Source organism: Paralcaligenes ginsengisoli, from assembly GCF_054781135.1.
Genome location: NZ_BAAGUZ010000031.1, coordinates 76229 through 99453, shown reverse-complemented (window position 1 = coordinate 99453; position 23225 = coordinate 76229). Strand labels below are relative to the sequence as shown.

Genomic DNA, 23225 nt, shown 5'->3' with positions numbered 1-23225 from the left:
AGAAATAAATGAAGGTAGGCAAATATATATTGTCCGCAGCAGCATTGGCGTTCAGCGCTTCAGGCGCCTGGGCCGCCTATCCGGACCAACCCATACGGATCATCGTCGGATACGCGGCCGGCGGCACCACCGACATTCTGGCCAGAGCGCTGGGCGAGCAATTATCCAACGAATTGAAGACCTCGGTGGTGGTTGAAAACAAGCCGGGAGCCGCCGGCAGCATCGCGGCGGCTTATGTTGAAAACTCAAAGCCCGACGGCTACACCGTATTCATCGCTACCGTTTCCAGCCACGGCATCAACCCGGCTTTGTACAAAAAACTGGGCTACGATCCCGTCAAGGGATTCGCTCCGATCTCCATGCTGGCGTCCATCCCTCTGGTGCTGGTCAGCAATCCGAAATTAAAATACAAATCCGTCGACGATCTGGTCGCCGCGGCCAGAGCGAAGCCGGGCACATTCAATTACTCATCGAGCGGGAATGGCTCGCCGGTCCATGTCGCCGGCGCGATGTTCGCCAATCAAGCCCATCTCGATGTGGTGCACGTTCCCTATCGGGGCGGCGCACTGGCCAATACGGCCGTGATGAGCGGCGATGTGCAATACAGTTTCGCCACACTGCCGGCCGCCCTGCCGCAAGTCAAGGGCGGCAAGCTGACTGCCCTTGCCGTAACCACTAAAACGCGCTCTTCTGAATTGCCCGATGTCCCTACACTCGCGGAAAACAAGAATTTCCCAGGCTACGATATCAACACCTGGAATGCATTGCTGGCCCCCGCGGGCACTCCAGACTCGATTATCAAGCAGCTCAACGCGGCGGTGGTCAAGGTCATGGGATCAAAAAAGCTGCAAACCAGCTTCAAGTCCGAAGGCGCTACGCCGCAAAGCAGCACTCCCCAGGAACTGAAGGCTTTTATCGATAGCCAGCTCAGCGAATGGTCCGTGGCTATCAAGAAATTGGGAATTCACGTCAATTGATTGGGGAGCGGGATGCCAAACCGCATCCTGCGCAGGCTCGGCGGGAAGCAACCGGAACAGGACTCGAAGCCTGATGCATTTTTGGTTCGAGTGTTTGCGGGATTCGATGTTTTGGTAGCTTTGGTATTTACGGTTTGGTATTTAAAGCCGCCGTCTATCGGGGCTTGGGGTCAGGGCATGCCTGGAATTGCATCACGGGATGCCCGGAATTAACGTGCTTGCCCCTACCGTTAATGGGCCTGCATCAATAAAACCGGTAACGTGCGTGCTCCCGTACCTTTATCACCTGGCCACATCTACCGAGATTGATGACTCGATTGACTAAATGCCCACAGCCCCAACGTATACCTCGGTGCATGACCCCAACGCTTCTCTCGCTGCATTACCTCAACGCAAGCCGCAGGGTGGGCGGTGCTGTGTAGTCCGGCGGTAGTCCAGCGCCGGGTGCTGACGAAGGGAAGGCGGGGGCTTTCGGCGGGCGCTGTCTGAGCCCGGCCTCGCGAGGCCGGGCGAGTTCGCCCGACGCCCGCCTGGACGAGGCAGACCCGGGTAGTCGGCTAGCGCAGCTAGCCGACCGCTGGACGTGCCGGACTACACAGCACCGCCCACCCTGCGGCGTCTTAATAGAACTACTTCCGCCCACACAACAATACAGTCCAAAGCCATCATTCAAGCCAGTACAAGCAGCTCAAATTCACAGCTCAAGCCTAAAAGCAGTTCAAAACAAAAGTCACTGAAACACGTCCAGCACCGCAAATACCTCAACCGAAAATACGCTAATTCGGCTTGATCCCATAGCGCTGAATCAGTTCTTTATAACTAGCCGCTTCAGTCCTGATCCGGGCGGCAAACTGCGCACCGGGTATGGCCTGCACCTCGGTGCCCAGTTTGGCCATTTTTTCACGCACCTCGGCTTGGCCTAAAACCGTCTTGGCCGCCTGCTGCAAAGCATCCGTCACAGCGGAAGGCGTACGAGACGGCGACAGCAAACCGTACCAGGTCGCGAAAATATCCAGACCGTCAAGCCCAGTGGCTTCCTTTGCGGTCGGCACATCGGGCAAAAGCGCCGAACGCCTGGGCTGCAGCACGGCAAAGGCTTTCAACTTACCCGATCGAATATATGGCAATACGGGCGGAGCCCCGACAATCGCCATATTGACCTGGCCGCTCAATACATCGATCGTTGCCGGCGCGGCCCCCTTGTAGGGCACGTGCATCATGCTGACCCCGCTAAGATGCTTGAGCGCCTCGAGTGCGCAATGATGCGGCGTACCGATGCCCGCCGTTCCCACCGATAAAAGAGCCGGGTCGCGTCGCCCGAGCTCCAGGGCATCCCGCAATGTAGCTGCCTTGAGTGAAGGATTGCCAACTATAACCGTAGGCGACTCTGCCACCAGCATGATGGGCGTAAAGCTCTTGATGGGGTCGTAGGTGGCCTTTGGGTACAGCTGCGGGCCAATGGTCAATTCCGAGTTGCCGGCAAACAAAAGTGTATAACCGTCGGGATCGGACCTGGCAACCGTTTCCGCGCCTATCATCCCCCCTGCCCCAGGCTTGTTCTCAACGATGATTGCCTGTCCCAGAACTTTCGACATTCCGTTGGCAAACAAACGCGCCGCGGTATCGATGCCGCCGCCGGCAGAATACGGAACAATCATCCGTATCGGTTTGGCCGGATAGACACCTGCGTATACGGGCTGCGCGCAGGTGCTGAACAATGCCAGCAACATTCCTAAATATAGCTTGCGTCTCATGTTTGTCTCTCTTTTGAATTATCGAACGTGCCACTGTCGATACGTCGATCAGGCACAGACCGGGCGGGCCCTACCCCTTGCAAATCATGCCGCATCGCCCAACACCGGCGCCGGTGTCGCACCCGACGCACCCATCGCGGCCGCCCGTTCAATCCCCCCCAGGCCTGCGATCATATTCTCTTGATCCCGCCTGGCCAGCGCATCGATCGCGCCCGGATCACATATGTTCAGCAGCTCACCGTGCATGGCTTGGCGCACGGCCGCATACGCGGGATCGTGGCCCAGGTCGTTGAGCTCTTCGGGGTCATTTTCCAGATCGAACAGTTCTGGAGCGTGGCGGACATAATAGTGATACTTCCAGCGCCCCTTGCGCAGCATGAACCCGGCGCTGTTGCTGCCTGCCGCATGGTACTCGCTGAAAATCGGCCGCTCGGGCTCAGGCGCCGAACGCGCCAGCTCAAACAAAGAACGGCCGGGCCGGCCGGCCATTTCGGCGGCGGGATCCAGCCCCACTGCCTGAAGAATCGTCGGATACAGGTCGAGAAGATCGACCGGCGTTTCGCAAACCGATGGAGCGAGCCCCGGGCCGGCAACAATCATGGGCACGGAAACGCTCTCCTGATACAAGGTGGACTTGCCCCAAACCCCCCGTGCGCCCAGATTATCGCCATGGTCCGAGGTATAGATGACGCACGTGTTCTCCTGCAGGCTCGAGCCATGCAATGCGGCCGTAATCCGCCCTACGTTGTAATCCAGCCAGCTGCACAGGCCGTAATAAGCGGCAAAAGCCATGAGACGTTCTTCGGCATTCTTGAATTGACTTTCCGAATCCATGAAATCGACATACTCCTGAACCCACGGATGGCGCCGATATCCGGTACGGGGATGCAGTTTCGGTTCCGGAATACGGTCGAGCGGGTAAAGCCGGTAAAACTCTTCGGGCGCCACCAAAGGGAAATGCGGAGCCACCAGGCCCACATACAGCACAAAGGGGCCGCAATCGTCCCGAGCTGCGGTACGCAGCCATTCCGCGGCAAGCTCAGTCACCGACTGATCGTAGGCCGTATAGGAAGATGTTCCCGGGCCTATGGTCTTCCCCAGCATACGGCTGCCATCCTGACGCGGCCGATAAGGGTCCCGGATCGAAGCCCACACCATGCCATGCCCTCCCACCACATGCATGGGGAGATGCTCGACATCGAAGCCGGCGGGATCTTCTGTCGCGCGGTAATGCAGCTTGCCGATGCTCTCAACCCGGATTCCACGTTCTTGAAGAACATGGCCCCATCCGCGATGCTCTCCGGTATAAGGCATCGCGTTGTCCCAGTGTCTGATTTGGTGTACCCGCTTTCCCGTAGCGAAGGCGGCGCGCGCGGGCACGCAAATCGGGCTTGGGGTATAGGCATTGGGGAAACGCACACCTCGCGCGGCAAGCGCATCCAGATTGGGCGTATGTATAAAAGGATGGCGCGCACACCCCATCATCCGGGGATCATGCTCATCGGACATGATGACGACAATATTCTGAGGACGCATGCGCTTTCCCTAAGCCTGGCTGGGGTTTGACCAAGCTCCATTATCTAAAGCGCTGGAATATTCAATAAATATAATATTGTTCTAGAAAATATAAGAAAAATCTTATAGATCAAGCAATAAACTGGATTTCATGACTGGCCTTTTTCTTCCACAGTTCTGGCGGCCTTGATCAATATTTTTTTCACGGCCAGGGCGGCGGAGCTCAGGGATCGGTCACTGGGCCAGACTATGGACTGCACGCGAGTCAGGCCCGGATGAGTAATCAATCGGGCGCGTATCGGCCTCGCCTGAGGGAAATCCGGATACGTGCTGCGTGGCAAAACGGCGCAGGCCAGGCCTTCCCTGACTACCGACAGAATCATGGCCGGGCTATTCAATTCATAGCGGACATCAAGACGAAGATTTTGCGCGGCAGCTTCACGCTCTATCATTTTGCGCAGGTCGTGCGTACGGTCCGGGGCGGCAAGAGGCTGAGCGCCGATCTCCGCGAAAGGAATCGGCCCTGTGTCGCCACCTAATAAATCGACAGAGCCAAACAGGTACAAATGTTCAGTCAGCACCGGCAGCGATTCCATTCCTTCTATTTCGGAGGCGCTGGGAAACAAGGCCAGATCGACCATGCGCGACTCGATGAGGGCCGCCATCTCGGTAGACAGGCCATCTGTCAGGCTCAAGCGTATAGCAGGATACTCCAACTCGATGCCGCGCAATACCGGCGCCACCATGACACCGGCCAGCGCACCCGCTATCCCCAGGCGTACCTCTCCCCGTGGCAAGTCGCCGCTATCGCGTATATCGTCCTTAAGAAGGCTGATCTGGCGCAGAATCGATCGGGCACGTTCGTAGAGCCTGACACCTTCCGCGGTGGGCTTCATGCCTCGGGCATGCCGCTCGAATAGCTTGACCCCCAAAACCTCTTCCATCGCCGCGATATGCTGGCTCAGTGCGGGCTGCGCAATGCAAAGGCTGTGTGAGGCGCCAGACAGGCTTCCCGACTCGACTACCTCCACGAAATACTTCAATTGCCGCGGCGTCGCGTCCACCATTTCTCCCTATTTTTTCAGCACCGGGGTCAGAACGCTTCCATGCTTGAAATAATTATCCAGATTATCCAGGGTCAGCTGCGCCATTTTCAGGCGCGTTTCGGCTGTCCCACTGGCAATATGCGGAGCCAGGACGACGTTGTCGAGGGAAAACAGTTCGGCGGGCGCCCGAGGTTCGTCTTCGAACACATCCAGCGCCGCGGCCCCCAGCATGCCATTGGACAAGGCGTCGACCAACGCCCGCTCGTCAACCACCGAACCCCGCGCCACATTGATCAAAGTGCCCTTTTTCCCCAGAGCCTCGAGAATTTCGCGGGAGATCAGATGATGGGTGGCCGCTCCGCCCGGGCATGTCAATACCAGGAAATCGCTCCATTGGGCCAGCGCCGGCAGAGATGCCTCGTAGGCATAGGGGCTCGCGTCCTTCTTCCTGGGATTATGGTAGCGAATATCCATGCCGAAGCCCGCGGCGCGCGTGGCTACCGCCACGCCAATTTTTCCCAAGCCGACAATACCCAGCTTCTTGCCCGCCACGCTGGCGGCCAAAGGAAACGCTTTGCCGCTCGCCCAGGACCCTTCGCGGACAAAACGATCCGCGGCGACCAGCTTCCTGGCGCTGCCCAGCAGCAGAGTCATGGCCATGTCGGCCACGCAATCGTTCAGGACGTCGGGAGTATTGCCGAACTGGATATTCTTTTGATGCAGCGCATTGACATCGATGGTGTCGTACCCTACCCCGAAGCTGCTGACCGCTTCCAGCTTCGGCATGGCATCGAGCCAGGCCGCGTCGAAGCCGAATCTGGCCGTCGTCACAACACCACGGATATCTGCCCCGCGGCTCTTGATATAGGCCGGCTTGTCGGCCTGCTCCCACAAGCGCAGGACTTCATAATTTTGATTCAACTGATCGTCGACATACTGATTGATGCTGCCGACTTGCAAAATCCGTACTTTGGACATTGTTTCCTCATCTGGTCGCCTGGGCGGGATTGCCTACCTTTCACCAGGCATGGTTTTTGGGAGTGATATTCTGACTTTTGATTACCGTAGAGTAGCTCTTTTTAGGAACGAATCAGGGCCAGGCCGCCGGGAGTTTCCTTGACTTTCTGCAAGACCATGTTCGAGCGGATATCCATGACGCCATGGGTACGATGCAGTTTATTGACAATGAAGTCGGTATATTGCTTCAAGCTGCGGGCCTGCACGCGCAAAAGGTAATTGCTTTCGCCCGTTACGATATAAATGGCGCTTACCTCGGGCCATTGCCTCACCTCGTCGATGAACCGGTCGTGCCAGCCCTCTTCGTCTTCGCGCATGGACACCTGCACGAACGCCTCGATCTCGACGCCGAGCCGCTCGTTATCGAGCGCCACGTGGTAGCCCTGTATCACGCCGCTTTCTTCCAGCGCCCGCAGGCGGCGCAAGCAGGCGGATGGCGACAGCGCCACTTTATCGGCCAAGTCCTGATTGCTGATCCGGCCATCCTCCTGCAGGCATACCAGAATGCGTAAATTAATTGCGTCAAGTTCCATGTTGATATTTTATTGTGCGCTCATCAGTCAAGTTCGCATTTTATTGGAAAGCAGGCCAGGCCTTGCATTAATTTTGCATGCTCATTTCGCGACATTTTCTATACCATGAGCATCGAAACAGCCGATTTGGCCAAGGAGATTCACCGTGTGCCCCGATTCCAAAGACCCCGCCTCCAAATGGCATGATGCCACTATGGATTTTTCCAAGAACATGAGCTACAGCGACTACCTGGCGCTCGATCAACTGCTTGATGCGCAGCATCCGCTCTCGCCCGAACATAATGAAATGCTGTTCATCATCCAGCATCAGACGACAGAGTTGTGGATGAAGCTCATGCTGCATGAATTGCGGGCCGCGCGAAACAAGCTAAGCCAGAATCTGCTTGGCCCTTCATTCAAAATGCTTACGCGCGTGTCGCGCATCATGGACCAGCTGGTGCAGGCCTGGACGGTGCTGGCCACCATGACCCCGCCCGAATACACGGCGATGCGGCCTTATCTTGGCATGTCTTCGGGCTTTCAATCATTCCAGTATCGAGAGATCGAATTCATCCTGGGCAACAAGAACGCGGCCATGCTGAGCCCCCATGCCCATCATCCCGAGCGCCTCGCTCATGTGCAAAAAGCCCTGGAAACCCCCTCGCTGTATGACGAGGCCATACGCCTTCTGGCACATCAGGGTCTGAGCATCCACCCCGACCGCCTGGGCCGCAGCCCCACCGAACCCACTGTCTACGACGAATCGGTGGAAAACGCGTGGCTGCAGGTGTACCGCGACCCTTCGCGCTACTGGGAGCTGTACGAACTGGGCGAAAAGCTCGTCGATATTGAAGACTCGTTTCGCCAATGGCGTTTTCGTCACGTGACCACGGTAGAGCGCATCATAGGCTTCAAACGCGGCACCGGCGGCACTGAGGGCGTAGGCTATTTGCGCAAAATGCTCGACGTTGTATTGTTTCCGGAGCTATGGCGCCTGCGTACCGTGCTATGAACCCGGCTTGGTGCCGGACTCCAGCGCCTTGACCCGGGCTTCGAGTGCATCAACGCGGCTCAGGGCCCGCTCGAGCAAATCGGTCTGCACATCGAACTCTTCACGGGTAATCAGGTCGAGCCTGGAAAAAGTTTGCGCCATCATGGCCTTGACGTTGCGCTCGATATCGGCGGCCGGACTTTTGGCGATCAGGTCGGACATGTTTTTTTGAAAATCTTCGAACCAGTCTGGACGGTTGGTCATGGCAAGCTCCGGATAGTAATCGGCATTCCGCTAGTGTAATGAAAAACGGGCCGCAGTGATGAGCTGCGGCCCGTTTTTCATGCCTGTACCCAGGCTCCTTATTTGGAGGGAGGCGGAGGAGAGGCGGGATTGGGGGTGGCCGTACCATTGCCGACTTTATCCTGGATGGCCTTGTCGGCCTCTGCCGCGCCCTTCTTGATGGCATCACCCATCTGGCCAGCCTTTTCGACAGCGCTGTCCTTGAGCTCACCAGCTTTGTCGGCAACCTTGCCGGCGGCCTCTTTCGCGGCATCGCCGGCCGAACTGCTCGATGGGGCCGGTGCCGAAGACGATGGCGAGGATGACGGCGCGGAAGACGACGGCGCAGGTGCAGGCGCTACAGTCCCCGAAGTCGTATCTGCCGGCTTGGCATCTTCGCTTTTCGAGCATGCGGCAAGCAAGCCCAGCGAAGCGGCGATAGCGATAACAGCAAGATGTGTACGAGTTTTTTGCATGATAGATCCCTCACTTGTCCAAAGTCGCGAAAACACAATACTGACCCCGATGCGACTAACGGTTCAGCAGCGAGCTTGTTACAACTGGCTTGGTTACAATTCTAGCCATAGAATGCTGGAGACAAACGGGCTTAGTGTAAATCCTGATTTCAATAAAAAGAAATTTCTGGCAGCTTTTTCCGCCACGAGCCTTGCACAGCCCCACTCTCGCCCCGACCAAGGCTTCCTGCATGTGTACACAAGGAAACAAAACCAGCCTGACATCAAGGTTTTGTAACAACTCTCTAAGGTAGACCGACGCTAAATTGGCACGGCTCTTGAGCCGGAACGCCCCAATTTGGTGCATAAACACCTGCTTTGCTCCGAAACCGTGCCGAAGCAGATCAGACAGCCCCGCCTCGAACAAAAAGCAATCGTATCGATGGCGCCGGTACCGTCCTGGAAATCAAGAGGCCGGGCGTACCGGCCAACCTTTGCGACAGCCCGCCGCTGGCGCATCAAGCTTGGCATGGAATTTGCTTCAGTCAATCTGACAGCCATCTTTTAGGAAGCCGATCATGAAACTGATTACCGCCATCATCAAGCCTTTCAAATTGGACGAGGTACGGGAAGCCCTTTCCGAACTCGGCATTCAAGGCATGACCGTCACCGAGGTCAAGGGATTTGGACGCCAGAAAGGCCACACCGAGCTCTACCGGGGCGCCGAATATACCGTTGACTTCCTGCCCAAGCTGCGTCTGGAAATGGCAATACCCGACGATATGGTGGAGCGGGCCATAGAAAATCTGTGCGCCGCCGCTCATACCGGGAAAATCGGTGACGGAAAAATTTTCATCACCCCGATAGAACAGGCCATACGAATCCGTACCGGTGAGTCGGGCGATCTGGCCCTATAGCCGAAACGCAGCGCTCCAACCTGCCACACAGCGAATACGCATCACACAGGAGTCATCATGGATAAAGCAGATTTAGTATGGGTAAGCCTTTCAACGATATTGGTTTTACTGATGATCGTGCCCGGGCTTGCATTGTTTTACGGCGGCCTGGTCCGCAGCAAGAATGTACTGTCGATCCTGATTCAGGTGCTCTCGACCTGCTGCATTGCGGTCGTCATCTGGTTCGCCTACGGATATACCCTGGCGTTTACTGAAGGCAGTCCGGTTATCGGCGGATTCTCCCGCCTGTTCTTTAGCGGCATGGTCAATTTGGCAACCCAGAAATTTTCGCTTGCCGGAACCATTCCGGAAGTGACTTTTGCCTCTTTTCAGGCAACTTTTGCCGCTATCACCTGCGCCTTGATCGTGGGCGGTTTTGCCGAGCGCATCAAGTATTCGGCGGTAATCGTATTTACCGTTATATGGATGACGCTTGCCTATCTGCCTATCGCCCACATGGTCTGGGCTCCCGATGGCTGGCTGTTCAAACAAGGCGCCCTGGATTTTGCCGGCGGCACCGTGGTTCATATCAATGCCGGTATTGCCGGCCTGGTTGGCGCCTACTACATCGGACCTCGCATCGGCTACAAGCGCGAATCGATGCAACCCCATAGCCTGCCCATGGCCATGATAGGGGCTTGCCTTCTATGGGTTGGCTGGTTCGGTTTCAATGCCGGCTCTGCGTTGGGCGCCAACGAAACCGCCGCTCTCGCCTTCTTCAATACCTTATTGGCAACAGCGGGCGGAGTCATTGCCTGGACGGCAGTGGAATGGATGTACAAGGGCAAGCCTTCGCTTCTGGGAGGGATCTCGGGCATGGTCGCGGGGTTGGTCGGCATTACCCCCGCCGCAGGCCTGGTCGGGCTCACCGGAGCATTGATTATCGGCCTGCTCAGCGGCGCCATTTGCGTCTGGGGCGTCAATGGCCTGAAGCGCATGCTGGGCGCCGACGACACCCTGGACGTATTCGGCATTCATGGCGTGGGCGGGATGGTAGGAGCCCTCCTGACCGGTGTATTCAACGCCCAGCCCCTGGGCGGGCCTGGCTTGAAGACCCTGTCGGACATACCCCAGCAAGTATGGCTGCAATTCGAAGGTATCGTAACCACCCTCGTTTGGTCTGGACTCTGCGCCCTGCTCGCCTACTTTATTGCGGACAAACTATGCGGGCTGAGGGTTGGCAGCGATATCGAACGCGAAGGGCTGGATATCCAGTCGCACGGTGAATCGGCGTACCATCGCTAAGATTCGGCTCAAGTGGCGAGATCGGCCAAATCGATGCGTTCCGCACGATTCAGCGCCGACGCCACTTTGACCCGCAAGGCATTGGTATGCGCCAGGCGGACCTCTTTTTTTACATCGAGCAGTTGCTGAGGATGCATGGAGAATTCTTTCAGGCCCAACCCCAGCAACATGCGCGTAACCCGCGCATCGCCCGCCATCTCGCCGCACACCGAGACCGGTTTGCCCGCACGTTCGCCGGCATTGATGGTGTGGGCAATCAGACGCAATACGGCTGGATGCATGGGATCGTACAAGGCGGCCACATCGTTGTCGCCCCGATCGATGGCCAGGGTATATTGGATCAGGTCGTTGGTGCCTATCGACAGGAAATCCAGATTTTCCACGAACGGATCGATGGCAATCGCGATGGCGGGAATTTCCACCATGGCGCCCAAGGCTATGTTGCGGGAAAACTCCTGGCCTCTGGCTTCCAGCTCGGCACTTGCCGCGGCAATCGCCTGGCGCGTCGCATGGACTTCATGCATGTGCGAAATCATGGGGATCAGGATACGAATCGGGCCATGCGACGAGGCGCGCAGCAACGCCCGCAACTGGGTTGCAAACAATTCCGGATTGGCCAGGCAATAACGAATGGCACGCAGGCCCAGTGCGGGGTTGGTGGCAACCGTCACTTCGCCATCGAGGGTTTTGTCGGAACCCAGGTCAAGTGTGCGTATCGTGACGGGCCGCCCTCCCATCGTCTGCACGACCGAAGCATAGGCCTGATATTGCTCTTCCTCCCCCGGCAAATCAGGCCGGCCCATGAAAAGAAACTCGCTGCGGAACAGGCCGATACCATCGGCGCCGGCCGCCAGGGCCGCAGCGGCCTCTTCGGGCAATTCGATATTGGCTTCGAGCCGAATGGCGATTCCGTCCAGCGTGATAGCGGGCGCATCGCGCAGCAGGCTCAATGTTGCCCGTTCGTCGGCATACGCCGTTTGCCGCTGGCGGTATTCGTTCAGCACGGACTCCGAGGGATTGACCAGCACCGCGCCGGTCGAGCCATCGGCGATGAGGATATCGCCGTCGCGCACCAGTGTGCGCACATGACCCAGGCCGACTACCGCAGGCACGTTCATGCTGCGTGCCACGATCGCCGTGTGCGAGGTCGGGCCGCCCAGATCGGTTAAAAATGCGCCGAAACGTGCTCCACGCAAGCGCAGCATATCGGCGGGAGAAATATCCCGGGCGACCACGATCAGTGATTCGTCGGCATTATGGGTATCCAGGTGAGGCAGCAATACAGTGGAACCCGACAACACACGCAGCACACGCTCGATGACCTGGCGCACATCGGTGCCGCGTTCCCGCAAATATTCATCTTCCATGGCGGCGAACTGCTCGCCAAGTATCTGGCCCTGGGTCGTCAGAGCCCATTCGGCGTTGTAATGCCGCTCGATAATAAGTTCGCAGGTTTGCTGCGACAACATGGGGTCGTCGAGCAGCATGCTGTGCACGGTCAGCAAGGCGGCCAACTCGCGCGGCGCATCGGCGGGCAGGCTATTGGCCATGCTCTGCAATTCATCGCAGGCAAACGCCAGGGCTTGTTTCAGACGGTCGCATTCGGCTTCGATATCGTCTGGCTGAATGCGATAATGCGCCACTTCGAGCGCGGCGGCCCCCATGACCACGGCCCTGCCGATGGCGAACCCCTTGACGACTCCCTGCCCCTGCATGCACAACATGGAGCCATAAGAACAGGAAGGGATATGGGTCGGTGCAATCATCGGAGGCCCCACTTGGCTACAACAAGCCTATTCTTGTTCGCCGAATTTATTGTCGAATAAAAGTTGAATATCACCCAATGCCTGGTCGGCGTCCGGGCCTGCCGCATCGACCTTGACCGTCACGCCAAGACCGGCAGCCAGCATCATGACTCCCATGATACTCTTGGCATTGACGCGCTGAGCCCCGCGCGCGATAAAAATATCGGAACTGAATTTGCCCGCCAATTGCGTCAATTTGGCAGCGGCCCGCGCATGCAAGCCCAATTTATTGCGTATAACGATATCGATAGTTGGCATAGGATTATTAACTATTCAAAACGCGAGACTAACACACGGTGGATCAGGGAACCTGATCGGCATTCACGATCCCTTTCAGAGCCCCCTTGCGCACAGCCTCGCTGAGTTCATCCGGATTTTTTTCCTGGTCGGTCAGCGCCTTCAAAACCATGCATAAATTGGTGCCTGTAATCAGATGCCCCGAAATACCCTGCTGAACGGCAAGTTTAAGTGCGCGGCTGGCAATATTAAACGGCGTAGCCCCAAATATATCGCAAAGTATCAACACTCCTTCTTGCCGGCCGGCCGCCAGCAGCTCGACCAGACGCGGAACCAGCTCGTCAGGAGAATCGTCGGGGTGAACATCGAAGACCTGAAGATCCGATTCACTTCCCAGGACGTGCTGTGCACATTCTGAAAAAGCGGTTGCGAGCGGTGCATGCATCACCAGCACGATGCGGGCCATTTAGAGTCCTGTAGCTTGTTCCAGCGCCGTGGCAAAGAAGTCTGCCACATTAAAATCGGTCTGCTCGGTGATTTCCACAAAACAGGTGGGGCTGGTGACGTTGACTTCAGTCAGGTAATCGCCGATGACATCGAGCCCGACCAGCAGCAAGCCGCGCGCAAGCAGTTTCGGCCCGATTGTTTCGGCAATCTCGCGATCGCGGGCCGACAAGGGCCTGGCAACGCCGCGCCCGCCCGCAGCCAGGTTGCCACGGGTTTCACCTGCCAGAGGAATACGGGCCAGCGCATACGGAACCGGCTTGCCGCCTATCAGTAAAATACGCTTGTCGCCATTGACGATTTCCGGAATATAACGTTGCGCCATAATAGTGCGTGCGCCATTATCGGTGAGCGTTTCAAGTATCGACCCCAAATTGGGTTCCACTTTCTGCAAGCGAAAAATACCCGTCCCGCCCATGCCGTCCAGAGGTTTGACAATGACATCCTGGTGGGCGGCATGAAAGGCCCTTAGGCGCGCCATATCGCGCGACACCAGGGTGGGCGACGTAAAGGACGAGAATTCGGTAATCGCGAGTTTTTCAGGATGATTGCGTATGGCCGCGCCGGAATTGAAGACCCGGGCCCCTTGTGCCTCGGCATATTCGAGCAAATGCGTGGCGTATACATACTCCATATCGAAGGGAGGATCTTTGCGCATCACAATAGCGTCGAAGCCGGCCAGAGGGCTCTCGGTTCTGGAGCCTCGCTCGTTCCACCAGGCATGGCCATGCAAATCGGCCCCCGCCGGCAGATCGATGGCGACGGTAGCCGCCTTGACCGTGCCCTCGTCGATGTACATATCGCCCAGCAAGGCCACGCTCAAGGCATGGCCCCGAGCCTGCAGCGCCCGCATCATGGCAACGGAAGAGTCTTTGTAGGCCTTTAACGAAAGTAAAGGATCAATCACAAACAACACATGCATAAAGACACCTGCGAGCGCCCGCTGGTCAGCAGCAGGCCGAAGTTGAAGCCTGGGGTTTTATTACGTTGCGGCGTCCTGCTTGCCCGCCGCTTTTTTACGCGGGGCCAGGACCATCACCATTTGACGCCCTTCAAGCTTGGGCATGGCTTCGACCAGGCAGATCTCGGCCAGATCGTCGCGCACGCGCTCAAGCACGCGCATGCCCAATTCCTGGTGAGCCATTTCCCGGCCACGGAAACGCAAAGTGACCTTGGCCTTGTCGCCTTCGTCGATAAAGCGGCGCAGGTTGCGCAGCTTGACCTGGTAATCGCCTTCGTCGGTACCCGGACGGAACTTTATTTCTTTGACCTGTATGACTTTTTGTTTGGCACGCGCCTCTTGCTGGCGCTTTTGCTCTTGGTACTTGAACTTGCCGTAATCCATCAGTCGACAGACAGGGGGTTCTGCATTTGGCGCGATTTCGACAAGGTCGACTTCGCTTTCTTCTGACAAACGGATAGCATCAAAGGTTTTGACAATGCCCAGCTGCTCGCCGTCTACTCCAATAAGTCGCACTTCTGGTACGCGAATTTCACCATTGATGCGTTGAGCTTTTTCGGTAGCGATGTCTAAGACTCCTAGAATTAATAAAAATCAAGCCAATCAGGCTTGCCCGGCATTACGCCGTTGGTTGATATCTTGCTGCAGCCGGTCGGTAAAGTCGTTCAGGGACATGACTCCGAGATCGACGCCGCCACGGCCACGGACTGCCACGGTGGCGGTTTCGCGCTCTTTATCGCCCACCACCAGAATGTACGGCACCTTCTGCAGGCTATGCTCTCTGATTTTACGGGTGATTTTTTCCCCACGCAAATCGGAATTTGCTCTAAAGCCTTGTTTTTTCAGGCTTAGGGCGATTTCAGCCGCATATTTGGCTGACGGTTCCGAAATACAACATACCACAAGCTGTTCCGGGGCCAGCCAAGGCGGCATGGCCCCGGTGTGATGTTCGATCAGCATGCCGATGAAGCGCTCCAGCGAACCCAGGATGGCACGATGCAGCATGACGGGCGGACGGCGCAGGTCGCTCGCGTCGACATATTCGGCGCCCAGGCGCTGCGGCATGGAAAAGTCGACCTGGATCGTGCCGCATTGCCATTGACGGCCTATGGCGTCTTTAAGCGTGTATTCGACCTTGGGGCCGTAAAACGCCCCTTCCCCCGGCGACACATCGAATTCGCAGTTCGTCCGTTTCAGGCTTTCCATCAAGGCATGCTCGGCCTTGTCCCAGACTTCGTCCGAGCCTATGCGCTTGTCAGGGCGGGTCGCCACCTTGTACAAAATTTCGGTAAAGCCGAAATCGGCGTAGACCTTCTGCAGCAAAGCTGTAAATGCCGCACACTCGTCCTGCAACTGGTCCTCGGTGCAAAAAATATGACCATCGTCCTGGGTAAAGCCGCGCACTCGCATCATGCCGTGCAGCGACCCCGAGGGCTCGTTGCGATGGCACTGCCCAAACTCCCCGTAGCGTATCGGCAATTCACGATAGGAATGCAGGCCGGCATTGAAAATTTGCACATGGCCCGGGCAATTCATGGGTTTCAGGCCGTACGTCCGGTTCTCGGACTCGGTGGTGAACATGTTTTCGGCGTAATTATCCCAGTGTCCGGTTTTTTTCCAGAGGGATAAATCGAGTATCTGCGGCGCCTTGACCTCCTGATAGCCGTTGTCCTCGTACACCTTGCGCATGTACTGCTCGACTTGCTGCCACAAGGACCAACCCTTGGGATGCCAGAAAATCAGGCCGGGCGCTTCGTCCTGAAAATGGAAGAGATCGAGTTCGCGGCCCAATTTGCGGTGGTCGCGCTTTTCGGCCTCTTCGAGCATCATCAAATAAGCGGCCTGCTCTTCTTTGCTTGCCCAGGCCGTCCCGTAAATGCGCTGCAGCATCTCGTTCTTGCTGTCGCCGCGCCAATAGGCGCCAGCCACTTTCATGAGCTTGAAAACCTTCAGCTTGCCGGTGGAAGGCACGTGCGGGCCGCGGCACAGATCGATGAAATCGCCCTCACGGTACAGGCTGATGGGCTCGTTCGACGGTATCGAGGCGATGATTTCGGCCTTGTAATTTTCGCCTATGCCTTTGAAGAAGGCGACGGCATCATCGCGCAGCCACTCCTCACGCGTTACGGGTTCGTCTTTTTTCGCGAGTTCGGCCATTTTCTTTTCAATGGCCTCGAGGTCTTCCGGTGTAAACGGACGCTTATACGAAAAATCGTAATAAAAGCCATTTTCAATGACCGGACCGATGGTGACCTGCGCCTCGGGGAACAGCGACTTGACGGCATAGGCCAGCAAATGCGCGGTCGAATGGCGAATCAGATCGAGACCATCGGCATCTTTGGCGGTAATGATGGCCAGATGCGCATCGTGTTCAATAAGAAAACTGGTATCGACCAGCTTGGGCTCCGCCCCTGCTACCGTCACGCGCCCGCCCAGCGCGGCGCGCCCCAGGCCGGTCCCGATAGAGTTGGCGACATCGCCGACCGACACTGGGCCGGCAAACTCGCGCTGCGAGCCGTCTGGCAAGGTAATGTGAACCATAAAATATCCTGAAAAACAAAAAACGCGGCACTAGCCGCGTAATTTTGGTTTTTTGAATTTGCTGGTTAGCTGATGAACAATACGCGGCAACTGTTATCTGGTCCGGATGGTAGTTCGCGTCGCGTTCAGGCTCATACAAATCAAAAATTGCTTATTAAGTTGCTTCAAGTGTAACACCTGTCAGCTTCCCGCTGAGCCCAAAGACCGGCAAAGCAAGCCTGGACGGCATTTTTCTTGCAAGTTTGTTGTGAAAAAGCCGAGATTCAAGCCTGATTGACCCTGAAGCCGCCGTATGAACACCCGTTCAAGCGGAACGAAGGCTGTACTTCCTGTGCCCGGAAATAGCACCTGCCTTTGCAAGGCCGCGTCTTTGACAAGGCCAGATTAAATACGCTAGAATCACGTTCTTTCTAGGCGGTTAGCTCAGTTGGTTAGAGCGCTACGTTGACATCGTAGAGGTCGCTGGTTCGAACCCAGTACTGCCTACCATTACCTTGCTTTCAGTGCGCTTGCACAAGCCACCATAAAAGCCACACAACCCGCATCGAGCCCGGCTCTGCGGGTTTTTTTATGCCAGGTCCAGCGCCTGGGCGCGCACTGCATCCCCCTCGCGCACTCCGCGCATGAAGGCCTGGATTTTCTCGGCGGACTTGATGCCGGGAGAGACCTCCACGCCGCTGCTGACATCGACGGCATAGGGATGCACTGACCGGATCGACGCCGCCACCGATTCGGCAACCAGGCCGCCGGCCAGAACTACCGGGCGGCTATTGGGCGATTGCCGAACGGCGTGCAACAGGTCCGTATCCAGCACTCGGCCGCTGCCCCCGTAGCCGGGGCTGTAGCTGTCGAACAACCACGCGGCCGCCTGCGCATAAGTCTGACACGCACGCAACACAGCATCGGAGCAATTCAGGTCGGGAGCTCCCAGACGGAAAGCTCGTATATAGCGGTGATTGAAGCCGGCGCAGTATTCCGGGGGCTCATCGCCATGAAACTGCAGAAAATCGGGCTGCACATGATCGATGACCGCCTGAACTTCATCGGGCATGGCATTGACGAACAAGGCCACCACATCGACAAAAGCCGGGGCCGCCTCGCGCAGGCGCCGTGCCTGCTTTAGCGAGACCAGGCGCGAGCTTTTGGGATAAAACACCAGGCCAATGGCATCCGCGCCGGCCTGTACGGCGGCGTCGACATCTTCAGGGCGGGTCAGACCGCAAATTTTGACCCGGGTACGCAGGGGAACCATCGTTGTATACGCTCTTGACTAAATAGGCTGGGCAATGCGCAGGCACAAATGTATTAAACACCAAATTGCCGATTCCTGGCTTATTTGAAAGCGGCCCCCGGATCGGTCACCGCACTGCTCCCCGCATCGCCATAGCCGTACGAATCCGAACCATAAGCGCTGGTGTTGCCGAACTGCACCTTGGAGGCATCGACGGTGACCGCGCCGTCTTTGTAATGCGTGACCATCCGGGGGAAAACCAGGACAGCCGCCACCATGGCGATCTGAATACAAATGAAAGGGATGGACCCCCAATAGATCTGGCCGGTGGTAACCCGGGGGATCAGCTTGCCGGTAACCCGGTCGTGATAGTCTTCCTTGGGTGCCACGGAACGCAGATAGAACAGGGCAAAGCCAAAAGGCGGATGCATGAACGAGGTCTGCATATTGACGGCCAGCAATACACCGAACCAGATCAGGTCGATCCCCATTTTCTCGGCCACCGGCCCCAGCAAGGGCACGATAATGAACGCCAGCTCGAAGAAATCCAGGAAGAATGCCAAAAAGAAGGTCAGCACGCTTACCACGATCAGGAAGCCCCATTGTCCGCCAGGCAAGCCGATGAGCAGGTGCTCGACCCATAAGTCGCCATTGACGCCCCGGAAGCTCAGGCTGAACACCGTCGAGCCCACCAGGATGAACACCACGAAGCAGGTCAGCTTGGTGGTGGTATCCATGGCCTGCTTGAGCAGGGAAAGCGAAAAACGGCCGCGCGAGACGGCCATCAGAATGGCTCCGACAGCGCCCATGGCCCCCCCTTCGGTGGGCGTGGCCATGCCTATAAAGATAGTGCCCAGAACCAGGAAGATCAGGAATAGCGGCGGTATCATGACAAAAACAACGCGCTCGGCGATTTGCGACAGTACGCCGATACGAAACACCTTGTTGACCAAAGCGATGATCAGGGCCGTCAGGCCCCAAACCATCAGCATGACCACTACCCGTTCGTCGATGGGAATATCGACATGGTTCCTGAAATACTGTTCAGACCCAAAATACGCCACAAAGCAGGCAATCAAGGTCAATACGGCCAGCGAACGCAAACCGCGCCGGCCATTGGCCTGGCCATAAATTCGGGCCTCTTCGGGCAAGGCCGGGGCTGAATCGGGCTTGATCAGCGACAGGATCATTACATAGACAATATAGGTGCCCGCCAGCACAAAGCCGGGGATCAGGGCACCCCGATACATATCGCCAACCGACCGGCCCAGCTGGTCTGCCAGGACAATCAGCACCAGGGACGGCGGGATGATCTGCGACAAGGTTCCAGACGCCGCGATAACCCCGCTGGCCAACCTCCGGTCGTAGCCGTAGCGCAGCATGATGGGCAGGGAAATCAGGCCCATGGAAATGACCGATGCCGAGACCACCCCTGTGGTAGCGGCCAGCATGGCTCCCACCAGCACCACGGCAATCGCCAACCCGCCGCGCACGGGGCCAAACAACTGCCCTATGGTTTCGAGCAAGTCTTCGGCCATGCCGGACCGCTCGAGCACCAAGCCCATCAGCGTAAAGAAAGGCACCGCCAACAGGGTATCGTTGGACACGATGCCAAACACACGTTGCGGGAGAGCTTGAAACAATGCGGGCTGAATCATTCCCAGATCAACCGCCACCAGGCCGTACAGAATGCCGTTGGCCGCCAGCGAAAAAGCCACCGGGAACCCCAAGAGCAAAAACACGATCAGGTTGATGAACATGATCGGAGCCAGGTTATCGACAAAAAACTCCATGATCAATGGCCCTTGCTTGCGATGTGGTTGACAGGCGCCCGCGCCCGATCGAGTTCGGCCTGGCGCAGGATTTCCTGGGCCAATTCTTCTTCGGCGCTTTGCGCCTTTTCACGTGCGGTCGGATCGGGACAGGCGCCACGCAGATACCCCACACACTTGATCAGGTGCGACAGGCCCGCCAGGATCAACAGGCCAAACCCCACAGGGATCAGAAGTTTGGCCGGCCAGCGTACCAGCCCGCCGGAGTTGGACGACTGCTCGTTCAACGCAAACGCTTCGTAGAAAAAAGGAATAGACAGCCAGAAGATAATCACCGCGGCGGGCAGCAGGAAAAACAGGACGCCGAAAATCTCGATCTTGATCTGGGTGCGCTTGGAGAAGCGCTGCGCCAGCACGTCGACACGTACATGCTCGTTGCGCAAGAAGGTATAACCCGCCGCCAGCAGGAATATGGCTCCAAACAGATACCACTGGAGTTCCAGCCACGCATTCGAACTGATATTGAACAGTTTGCGCACAACGGCATTGGAGGCGCTAACCACAACCACGATCAGGGTCAGCCACGTGACGGCCTGCCCTACTTTGGTATTTATGTAGTCTATCGTTCTTGATATTGCTAAGAAAAATTTCATGGATCACACTCTGTATGGCGTCAATCGCCCTCGCGCCAGCCGATTTTTGATCAGCCGACTCAAAAAAGAGGCTTATGACATATCGAGCCCGGTGCGCCCCGTGGGAGCCTGGTGAGCAAAACGATACGAAGGGATTGCCTTTTCTGCACGACCTGCGAGCGGCAGCCTGATATGACAAAAAATCAGTTGAACGCACAAGCCGGCGGTGAATTCTATACGATCCGCCTGCGGACGGCCGCTAGTATATACCCCGGTATCACCTTAAAAACCGCAAGATCCCAGGTGCGATGCAAACAGAGTTTGAAGCGTCGAAGACGGCAGGTCGAACTCGGCCGGGTATTCGACCTGAGCCAGATACAGCCCATCGGGAGAAAAAGTGGGCGCCGCAAGACGGCGATCCCGCTGAGCCAGCAAAGCCGCCATCCATTCGGGAGGCTGCCTGCCTTGCCCTATATATAACAGTGCACCAATCAAGTTGCGCACCATGTGATGCAGAAATGCGTTGGCCCGGAGAGTAAAAACAAAGATTTCGCCGCGCCGCTCGATATTCAATTCATGCAATGTCCGCACTGGACTGGCCGCCTGGCACTGCGATGATCGGAAGCAGCTGAAGTCGTGCTGGCCAAGCACATGCTGGGCCGCCTGTTGCATGCGCTGCAGATCCAGCGCTTGATGCACCCAGCCGACCCGGGCGTGAGCAATCGGCGAGCGAACACGGGCATTGCGAACCACATAGACGTAAGTGCGGGACACGGCCGAGAAACGGGCGTGAAAACTGTCAGGCACTGTGCAGGCCCACTGAACCGAAATGCTCGCAGGCAGCAGGGCATTGAGCCCGCGCACCCACGATTCATGGCGGCGCTGCGCGACCGCATCCAGATGCACCACCTGGCCCAGGCCATGCACACCCGTATCGGTACGCCCGGCGCAAACTGTTTTCGTCGGCTGCGCAAGAAAGCGGGACAAGGCAAGCTCGAGCGTGTCCTGGACAGTGCACCCGTGAGGCTGCGTTTGCCAGCCTTGCCAGCGGGCGCCGTCGTAAGCCACGCCTAAGGCCGTGCGCGACATGTCAGCTCTTGTTAGGCTCGTCGCTGGGAGGCTGGCTAAGATCGAGATTGATCTTGTCGAGTTTTTCCTTGACCATGGCTTCGGTGATCGCCGACGGGTGATCGTCGCTATCGTCGTCGCGCGCCACGTTGGCCCGGCGCAGCAGCCAGGCGATGATCAGCACGACAAATGCCAGCAAGGCGGTAATCACGCCCAATAAATGTTCCTGGAACCACGACACGGATTGTTCTGCCTTATTTGAAGCTTGTTTTGCCGGGTTTGCGGCGTGATCGGCGGTATTGCCGGCCTCGCCGGCAAGCCCCGGTTTATTCGTCGAATTGCCTGACAGGCCACGATTGCCGGCATCGGCACCGGCGGCGGCCGCCTGCCCAGCGTGTGTATCCGAAGCCTTGTCCGAAGAAGATGGAGATTGACCGCCGGGGGCGGCCGGGGAAGAATGCGATGCCGCGCCCGATGCTTCCGCCTGAACCGCGGCAGACGGCGAACCAGGCGATTGGGCGGAATCGGCCGCGGACTTCGCAGAGCCCTCTTGCCCGGCTGGCGCTTGCGCGCCATTCGACGAGCCGTCGGCTCCCCGGCCTGCCGAATCGCCCGCACCCGCTATCGCTCCGGCCGCACCGGCAATTGTTTGCCCCAAGCCTTTGGCACCATCCACCACAGCATCTTTAGCCGCCTCGCCCTGCCCCTGCAACGCCTGGTTGAGGTGCTTGACGTTTTCTTCAAGTTGCGACACACGACTTTGCGACTCGGCAATACCCTTGCTTGCGGCCAGTCGATTATCCGCTTTCGCGTCGGCGGCCGACGAACCGCCGCTGGACAGCTTGAGCTGGTCGCGCGGTGCTGCTTTATTGGCTGGCGGCACAGTCTCGGAAGCTTGCGATACGGTGCCCTTGTTTGCCGCGCGAGGCTGGACAGCCGGCGCCTTGCCGGCCGCCAGGCCCTGCCGGTAGCTGGCAAAATCCAGCGCCTGCTCCTGGAAGATGCGGCGGGCTTCGCGATCGCTGACCGCCGTAAGCGCCCGGGCGTCGGGAACGCCAAGCGTGGCGCCCGCCTTGACGAGATTCATATTGCCATGGATGAACGCCTGGGGATTGGCCCGTTGCAAGGCCACCATCATCTGATAAACGGTTACGCCGGGCACCGCATGATGCCGGGCAATGGCAAACAGCGTATCGCCGCGCCGTACATGGATCGACTGCCGCGAAATGCGCCGGGCTCCCTGATGCACGCCCGCACCCGCCGACCGTCCCTGCGCGGTGTTCATGTCACGACGCACCGGCGCCAATATGCTGACCTGATACTGCTGCTGGCCGCTGGACGTGTGCACCTCCAGCAATAAATCGGCGACAGCCTGGTCGAAAGGCTGGCTTGAGCTGATCTGTGCGATTCTGGACTGCGGGCTCGGCCCATTGACCAGGCGAACCCGCAGGCTGGACAAGTCGACCGGGGGCGTCAGGCCGGCCTGCGCCCAGGCCGCGGCCGGAGCGGGATTGACCCGCAAAGACTGATAGTCGTCGGTTCCAAGCTGGTTGACAGGCACGTCGATGCGCAATGGCTGGCCAGGCCCGGACACGATGCGGGAATGGCCAAGCGTTGCCGCATACACGCTTGAACACATCAGCATGGCGACCGACAGGGCCGTGACCAGCGGTTTGGTGCGCGACAACAATGCCGATATGGCCACACTGCGGGACATAGTCATG

22 protein-coding genes and 1 tRNA gene are annotated in these 23225 nt (G+C 57.7%); 5 read left to right on the top strand and 18 right to left on the bottom strand.

Going from position 1 to position 23225, the window contains the following annotated elements; genetic code table 11:
* Positions 1-8 precede the first annotated feature (8 nt).
* On the top strand, positions 9-977 hold the full coding sequence (locus tag ACYVIS_RS14505) for a Bug family tripartite tricarboxylate transporter substrate binding protein (protein ID WP_232742970.1): 969 nt from the start codon (positions 9-11) through the stop codon (positions 975-977).
* Positions 978-1753: 776 nt separating this feature from the next.
* Here ACYVIS_RS14505 and ACYVIS_RS14500 read toward each other — a convergent pair.
* From ACYVIS_RS14500 to ACYVIS_RS14480, 5 genes are all read right to left on the bottom strand, one after another.
* Positions 1754-2731: a Bug family tripartite tricarboxylate transporter substrate binding protein gene (locus ACYVIS_RS14500; protein ID WP_460874259.1), complete on the bottom strand. Its 978-nt coding sequence runs from the start codon at positions 2729-2731 to the stop codon at positions 1754-1756.
* A gap of 84 nt (positions 2732-2815) precedes the next feature.
* A complete protein-coding gene (locus tag ACYVIS_RS14495; RefSeq protein ID WP_460874258.1) occupies positions 2816-4267 on the bottom strand; it encodes a sulfatase-like hydrolase/transferase in 1452 nt (483 codons plus the stop codon).
* Between the two features lie 128 nt (positions 4268-4395).
* Positions 4396-5313, bottom strand: coding sequence for a LysR family transcriptional regulator (locus ACYVIS_RS14490; protein ID WP_460874257.1), 918 nt, complete (start codon positions 5311-5313; stop codon positions 4396-4398).
* Positions 5314-5319: 6 nt separating this feature from the next.
* The gene (locus tag ACYVIS_RS14485; RefSeq protein ID WP_232742966.1) at positions 5320-6270 is read right to left on the bottom strand and encodes a 2-hydroxyacid dehydrogenase; all 951 of its coding nucleotides are present in this window, start codon (positions 6268-6270) and stop codon (positions 5320-5322) included.
* A 101-nt stretch (positions 6271-6371) separates the two neighbouring features.
* Positions 6372-6842, bottom strand: a complete 471-nt coding sequence (locus ACYVIS_RS14480; protein ID WP_232742965.1) for an Lrp/AsnC family transcriptional regulator — start codon at positions 6840-6842, stop codon at positions 6372-6374.
* A 193-nt stretch (positions 6843-7035) separates the two neighbouring features.
* Here ACYVIS_RS14480 and kynA point away from each other — a divergent pair, with 193 nt between their 5' ends.
* Entirely contained in the window at positions 7036-7833 is a 798-nt protein-coding gene (gene kynA, locus ACYVIS_RS14475) for a tryptophan 2,3-dioxygenase (RefSeq protein WP_232744527.1), read from the top strand.
* On the opposite strand, the gene ACYVIS_RS14470 is transcribed toward kynA, so the two are convergent.
* Both ACYVIS_RS14470 and ACYVIS_RS14465 read right to left on the bottom strand, forming a co-directional pair.
* The gene (locus ACYVIS_RS14470; RefSeq protein WP_232742964.1) at positions 7828-8076 is read right to left on the bottom strand and encodes an accessory factor UbiK family protein; all 249 of its coding nucleotides are present in this window, start codon (positions 8074-8076) and stop codon (positions 7828-7830) included. The two genes, kynA and ACYVIS_RS14470, sit on opposite strands and share 6 nt — an antisense overlap.
* A gap of 98 nt (positions 8077-8174) precedes the next feature.
* Positions 8175-8570: a hypothetical protein gene (locus ACYVIS_RS14465; protein ID WP_460874256.1), complete on the bottom strand. Its 396-nt coding sequence runs from the start codon at positions 8568-8570 to the stop codon at positions 8175-8177.
* Between the two features lie 557 nt (positions 8571-9127).
* On the opposite strand from ACYVIS_RS14465, the gene ACYVIS_RS14460 reads away from it, so the two are divergent.
* Both ACYVIS_RS14460 and ACYVIS_RS14455 read left to right on the top strand, forming a co-directional pair.
* On the top strand, positions 9128-9466 hold the full coding sequence (locus ACYVIS_RS14460) for a P-II family nitrogen regulator (RefSeq protein WP_232742962.1): 339 nt from the start codon (positions 9128-9130) through the stop codon (positions 9464-9466).
* Positions 9467-9523: 57 nt separating this feature from the next.
* On the top strand, positions 9524-10750 hold the full coding sequence (locus ACYVIS_RS14455; protein WP_232742961.1) for an ammonium transporter: 1227 nt from the start codon (positions 9524-9526) through the stop codon (positions 10748-10750).
* An 8-nt stretch (positions 10751-10758) separates the two neighbouring features.
* Here the strand turns inward: ACYVIS_RS14455 and ptsP are convergent, their stop codons facing one another.
* Genes ptsP through thrS form a run of 6 tightly spaced genes read right to left on the bottom strand, consistent with a single transcriptional unit; the run spans position 10759 to position 16798 of the window.
* Positions 10759-12516 carry a phosphoenolpyruvate--protein phosphotransferase gene (ptsP, locus tag ACYVIS_RS14450; RefSeq protein WP_460874255.1) on the bottom strand — a complete coding sequence of 586 codons (1758 nt, stop codon included), beginning with the start codon at positions 12514-12516 and terminating at the stop codon, positions 10759-10761.
* A gap of 27 nt (positions 12517-12543) precedes the next feature.
* Positions 12544-12813: an HPr family phosphocarrier protein gene (locus tag ACYVIS_RS14445; protein WP_232742960.1), complete on the bottom strand. Its 270-nt coding sequence runs from the start codon at positions 12811-12813 to the stop codon at positions 12544-12546.
* A gap of 43 nt (positions 12814-12856) precedes the next feature.
* On the bottom strand, positions 12857-13258 hold the full coding sequence (locus ACYVIS_RS14440) for a PTS sugar transporter subunit IIA (RefSeq protein ID WP_460874254.1): 402 nt from the start codon (positions 13256-13258) through the stop codon (positions 12857-12859).
* The gene (gene gshB / locus ACYVIS_RS14435; protein WP_460874253.1) at positions 13259-14218 is read right to left on the bottom strand and encodes a glutathione synthase; all 960 of its coding nucleotides are present in this window, start codon (positions 14216-14218) and stop codon (positions 13259-13261) included.
* A 60-nt stretch (positions 14219-14278) separates the two neighbouring features.
* Positions 14279-14842, bottom strand: coding sequence for a translation initiation factor IF-3 (gene infC / locus ACYVIS_RS14430; protein ID WP_232744525.1), 564 nt, complete (start codon positions 14840-14842; stop codon positions 14279-14281).
* An 18-nt stretch (positions 14843-14860) separates the two neighbouring features.
* Positions 14861-16798 (bottom strand): threonine--tRNA ligase, encoded by a 1938-nt coding sequence (thrS, locus tag ACYVIS_RS14425; RefSeq protein ID WP_232742957.1) that lies wholly within the window; start codon positions 16796-16798, stop codon positions 14861-14863.
* A gap of 412 nt (positions 16799-17210) precedes the next feature.
* Here thrS and ACYVIS_RS14420 point away from each other — a divergent pair.
* Positions 17211-17287: transfer RNA gene (locus ACYVIS_RS14420), tRNA-Val, on the top strand.
* Positions 17288-17366: 79 nt separating this feature from the next.
* Here ACYVIS_RS14420 and ACYVIS_RS14415 read toward each other — a convergent pair.
* The 5 genes from ACYVIS_RS14415 to ACYVIS_RS14395 all read right to left on the bottom strand — a co-directional run bounded on the left by ACYVIS_RS14415 (position 17367) and on the right by ACYVIS_RS14395 (position 23224).
* Positions 17367-18050: a phosphoribosylanthranilate isomerase gene (locus tag ACYVIS_RS14415; RefSeq protein WP_460874252.1), complete on the bottom strand. Its 684-nt coding sequence runs from the start codon at positions 18048-18050 to the stop codon at positions 17367-17369.
* An 80-nt stretch (positions 18051-18130) separates the two neighbouring features.
* On the bottom strand, positions 18131-19822 hold the full coding sequence (locus ACYVIS_RS14410; RefSeq protein ID WP_460874251.1) for a TRAP transporter large permease: 1692 nt from the start codon (positions 19820-19822) through the stop codon (positions 18131-18133).
* A gap of 2 nt (positions 19823-19824) precedes the next feature.
* Positions 19825-20454, bottom strand: a complete 630-nt coding sequence (locus ACYVIS_RS14405; protein WP_460874250.1) for a TRAP transporter small permease subunit — start codon at positions 20452-20454, stop codon at positions 19825-19827.
* 261 nt (positions 20455-20715) lie between these two features.
* Positions 20716-21522 carry a tRNA pseudouridine(38-40) synthase TruA gene (gene truA / locus ACYVIS_RS14400; protein ID WP_232742954.1) on the bottom strand — a complete coding sequence of 269 codons (807 nt, stop codon included), beginning with the start codon at positions 21520-21522 and terminating at the stop codon, positions 20716-20718.
* A gap of 1 nt (position 21523) precedes the next feature.
* Complete coding sequence (locus ACYVIS_RS14395; RefSeq protein ID WP_460874249.1) at positions 21524-23224, bottom strand: type IV pilus assembly protein FimV; 1701 nt, start codon at positions 23222-23224, stop codon at positions 21524-21526.
* Between the last annotated feature and the right edge of the window lies 1 nt (position 23225).

Coding starts and splice junctions, on each gene's coding strand:
- ACYVIS_RS14505 (WP_232742970.1), top strand. CDS start 9: ATGAAGGTAGGCAAATATATATTGTCCGCAGCAGCATTGGCGTTCAGC.
- ACYVIS_RS14500 (WP_460874259.1), bottom strand. CDS start 2,731: ATGAGACGCAAGCTATATTTAGGAATGTTGCTGGCATTGTTCAGCACC.
- ACYVIS_RS14495 (WP_460874258.1), bottom strand. CDS start 4,267: ATGCGTCCTCAGAATATTGTCGTCATCATGTCCGATGAGCATGATCCC.
- ACYVIS_RS14490 (WP_460874257.1), bottom strand. CDS start 5,313: ATGGTGGACGCGACGCCGCGGCAATTGAAGTATTTCGTGGAGGTAGTC.
- ACYVIS_RS14485 (WP_232742966.1), bottom strand. CDS start 6,270: ATGTCCAAAGTACGGATTTTGCAAGTCGGCAGCATCAATCAGTATGTC.
- ACYVIS_RS14480 (WP_232742965.1), bottom strand. CDS start 6,842: ATGGAACTTGACGCAATTAATTTACGCATTCTGGTATGCCTGCAGGAG.
- kynA (WP_232744527.1), top strand. CDS start 7,036: ATGGATTTTTCCAAGAACATGAGCTACAGCGACTACCTGGCGCTCGAT.
- ACYVIS_RS14470 (WP_232742964.1), bottom strand. CDS start 8,076: ATGACCAACCGTCCAGACTGGTTCGAAGATTTTCAAAAAAACATGTCC.
- ACYVIS_RS14465 (WP_460874256.1), bottom strand. CDS start 8,570: ATGCAAAAAACTCGTACACATCTTGCTGTTATCGCTATCGCCGCTTCG.
- ACYVIS_RS14460 (WP_232742962.1), top strand. CDS start 9,128: ATGAAACTGATTACCGCCATCATCAAGCCTTTCAAATTGGACGAGGTA.
- ACYVIS_RS14455 (WP_232742961.1), top strand. CDS start 9,524: ATGGATAAAGCAGATTTAGTATGGGTAAGCCTTTCAACGATATTGGTT.
- ptsP (WP_460874255.1), bottom strand. CDS start 12,516: ATGATTGCACCGACCCATATCCCTTCCTGTTCTTATGGCTCCATGTTG.
- ACYVIS_RS14445 (WP_232742960.1), bottom strand. CDS start 12,813: ATGCCAACTATCGATATCGTTATACGCAATAAATTGGGCTTGCATGCG.
- ACYVIS_RS14440 (WP_460874254.1), bottom strand. CDS start 13,258: ATGGCCCGCATCGTGCTGGTGATGCATGCACCGCTCGCAACCGCTTTT.
- gshB (WP_460874253.1), bottom strand. CDS start 14,218: ATGCATGTGTTGTTTGTGATTGATCCTTTACTTTCGTTAAAGGCCTAC.
- thrS (WP_232742957.1), bottom strand. CDS start 16,798: ATGGTTCACATTACCTTGCCAGACGGCTCGCAGCGCGAGTTTGCCGGC.
- ACYVIS_RS14415 (WP_460874252.1), bottom strand. CDS start 18,050: ATGGTTCCCCTGCGTACCCGGGTCAAAATTTGCGGTCTGACCCGCCCT.
- ACYVIS_RS14410 (WP_460874251.1), bottom strand. CDS start 19,822: ATGGAGTTTTTTGTCGATAACCTGGCTCCGATCATGTTCATCAACCTG.
- ACYVIS_RS14405 (WP_460874250.1), bottom strand. CDS start 20,454: ATGAAATTTTTCTTAGCAATATCAAGAACGATAGACTACATAAATACC.
- truA (WP_232742954.1), bottom strand. CDS start 21,522: ATGTCGCGCACGGCCTTAGGCGTGGCTTACGACGGCGCCCGCTGGCAA.
- ACYVIS_RS14395 (WP_460874249.1), bottom strand. CDS start 23,224: ATGACTATGTCCCGCAGTGTGGCCATATCGGCATTGTTGTCGCGCACC.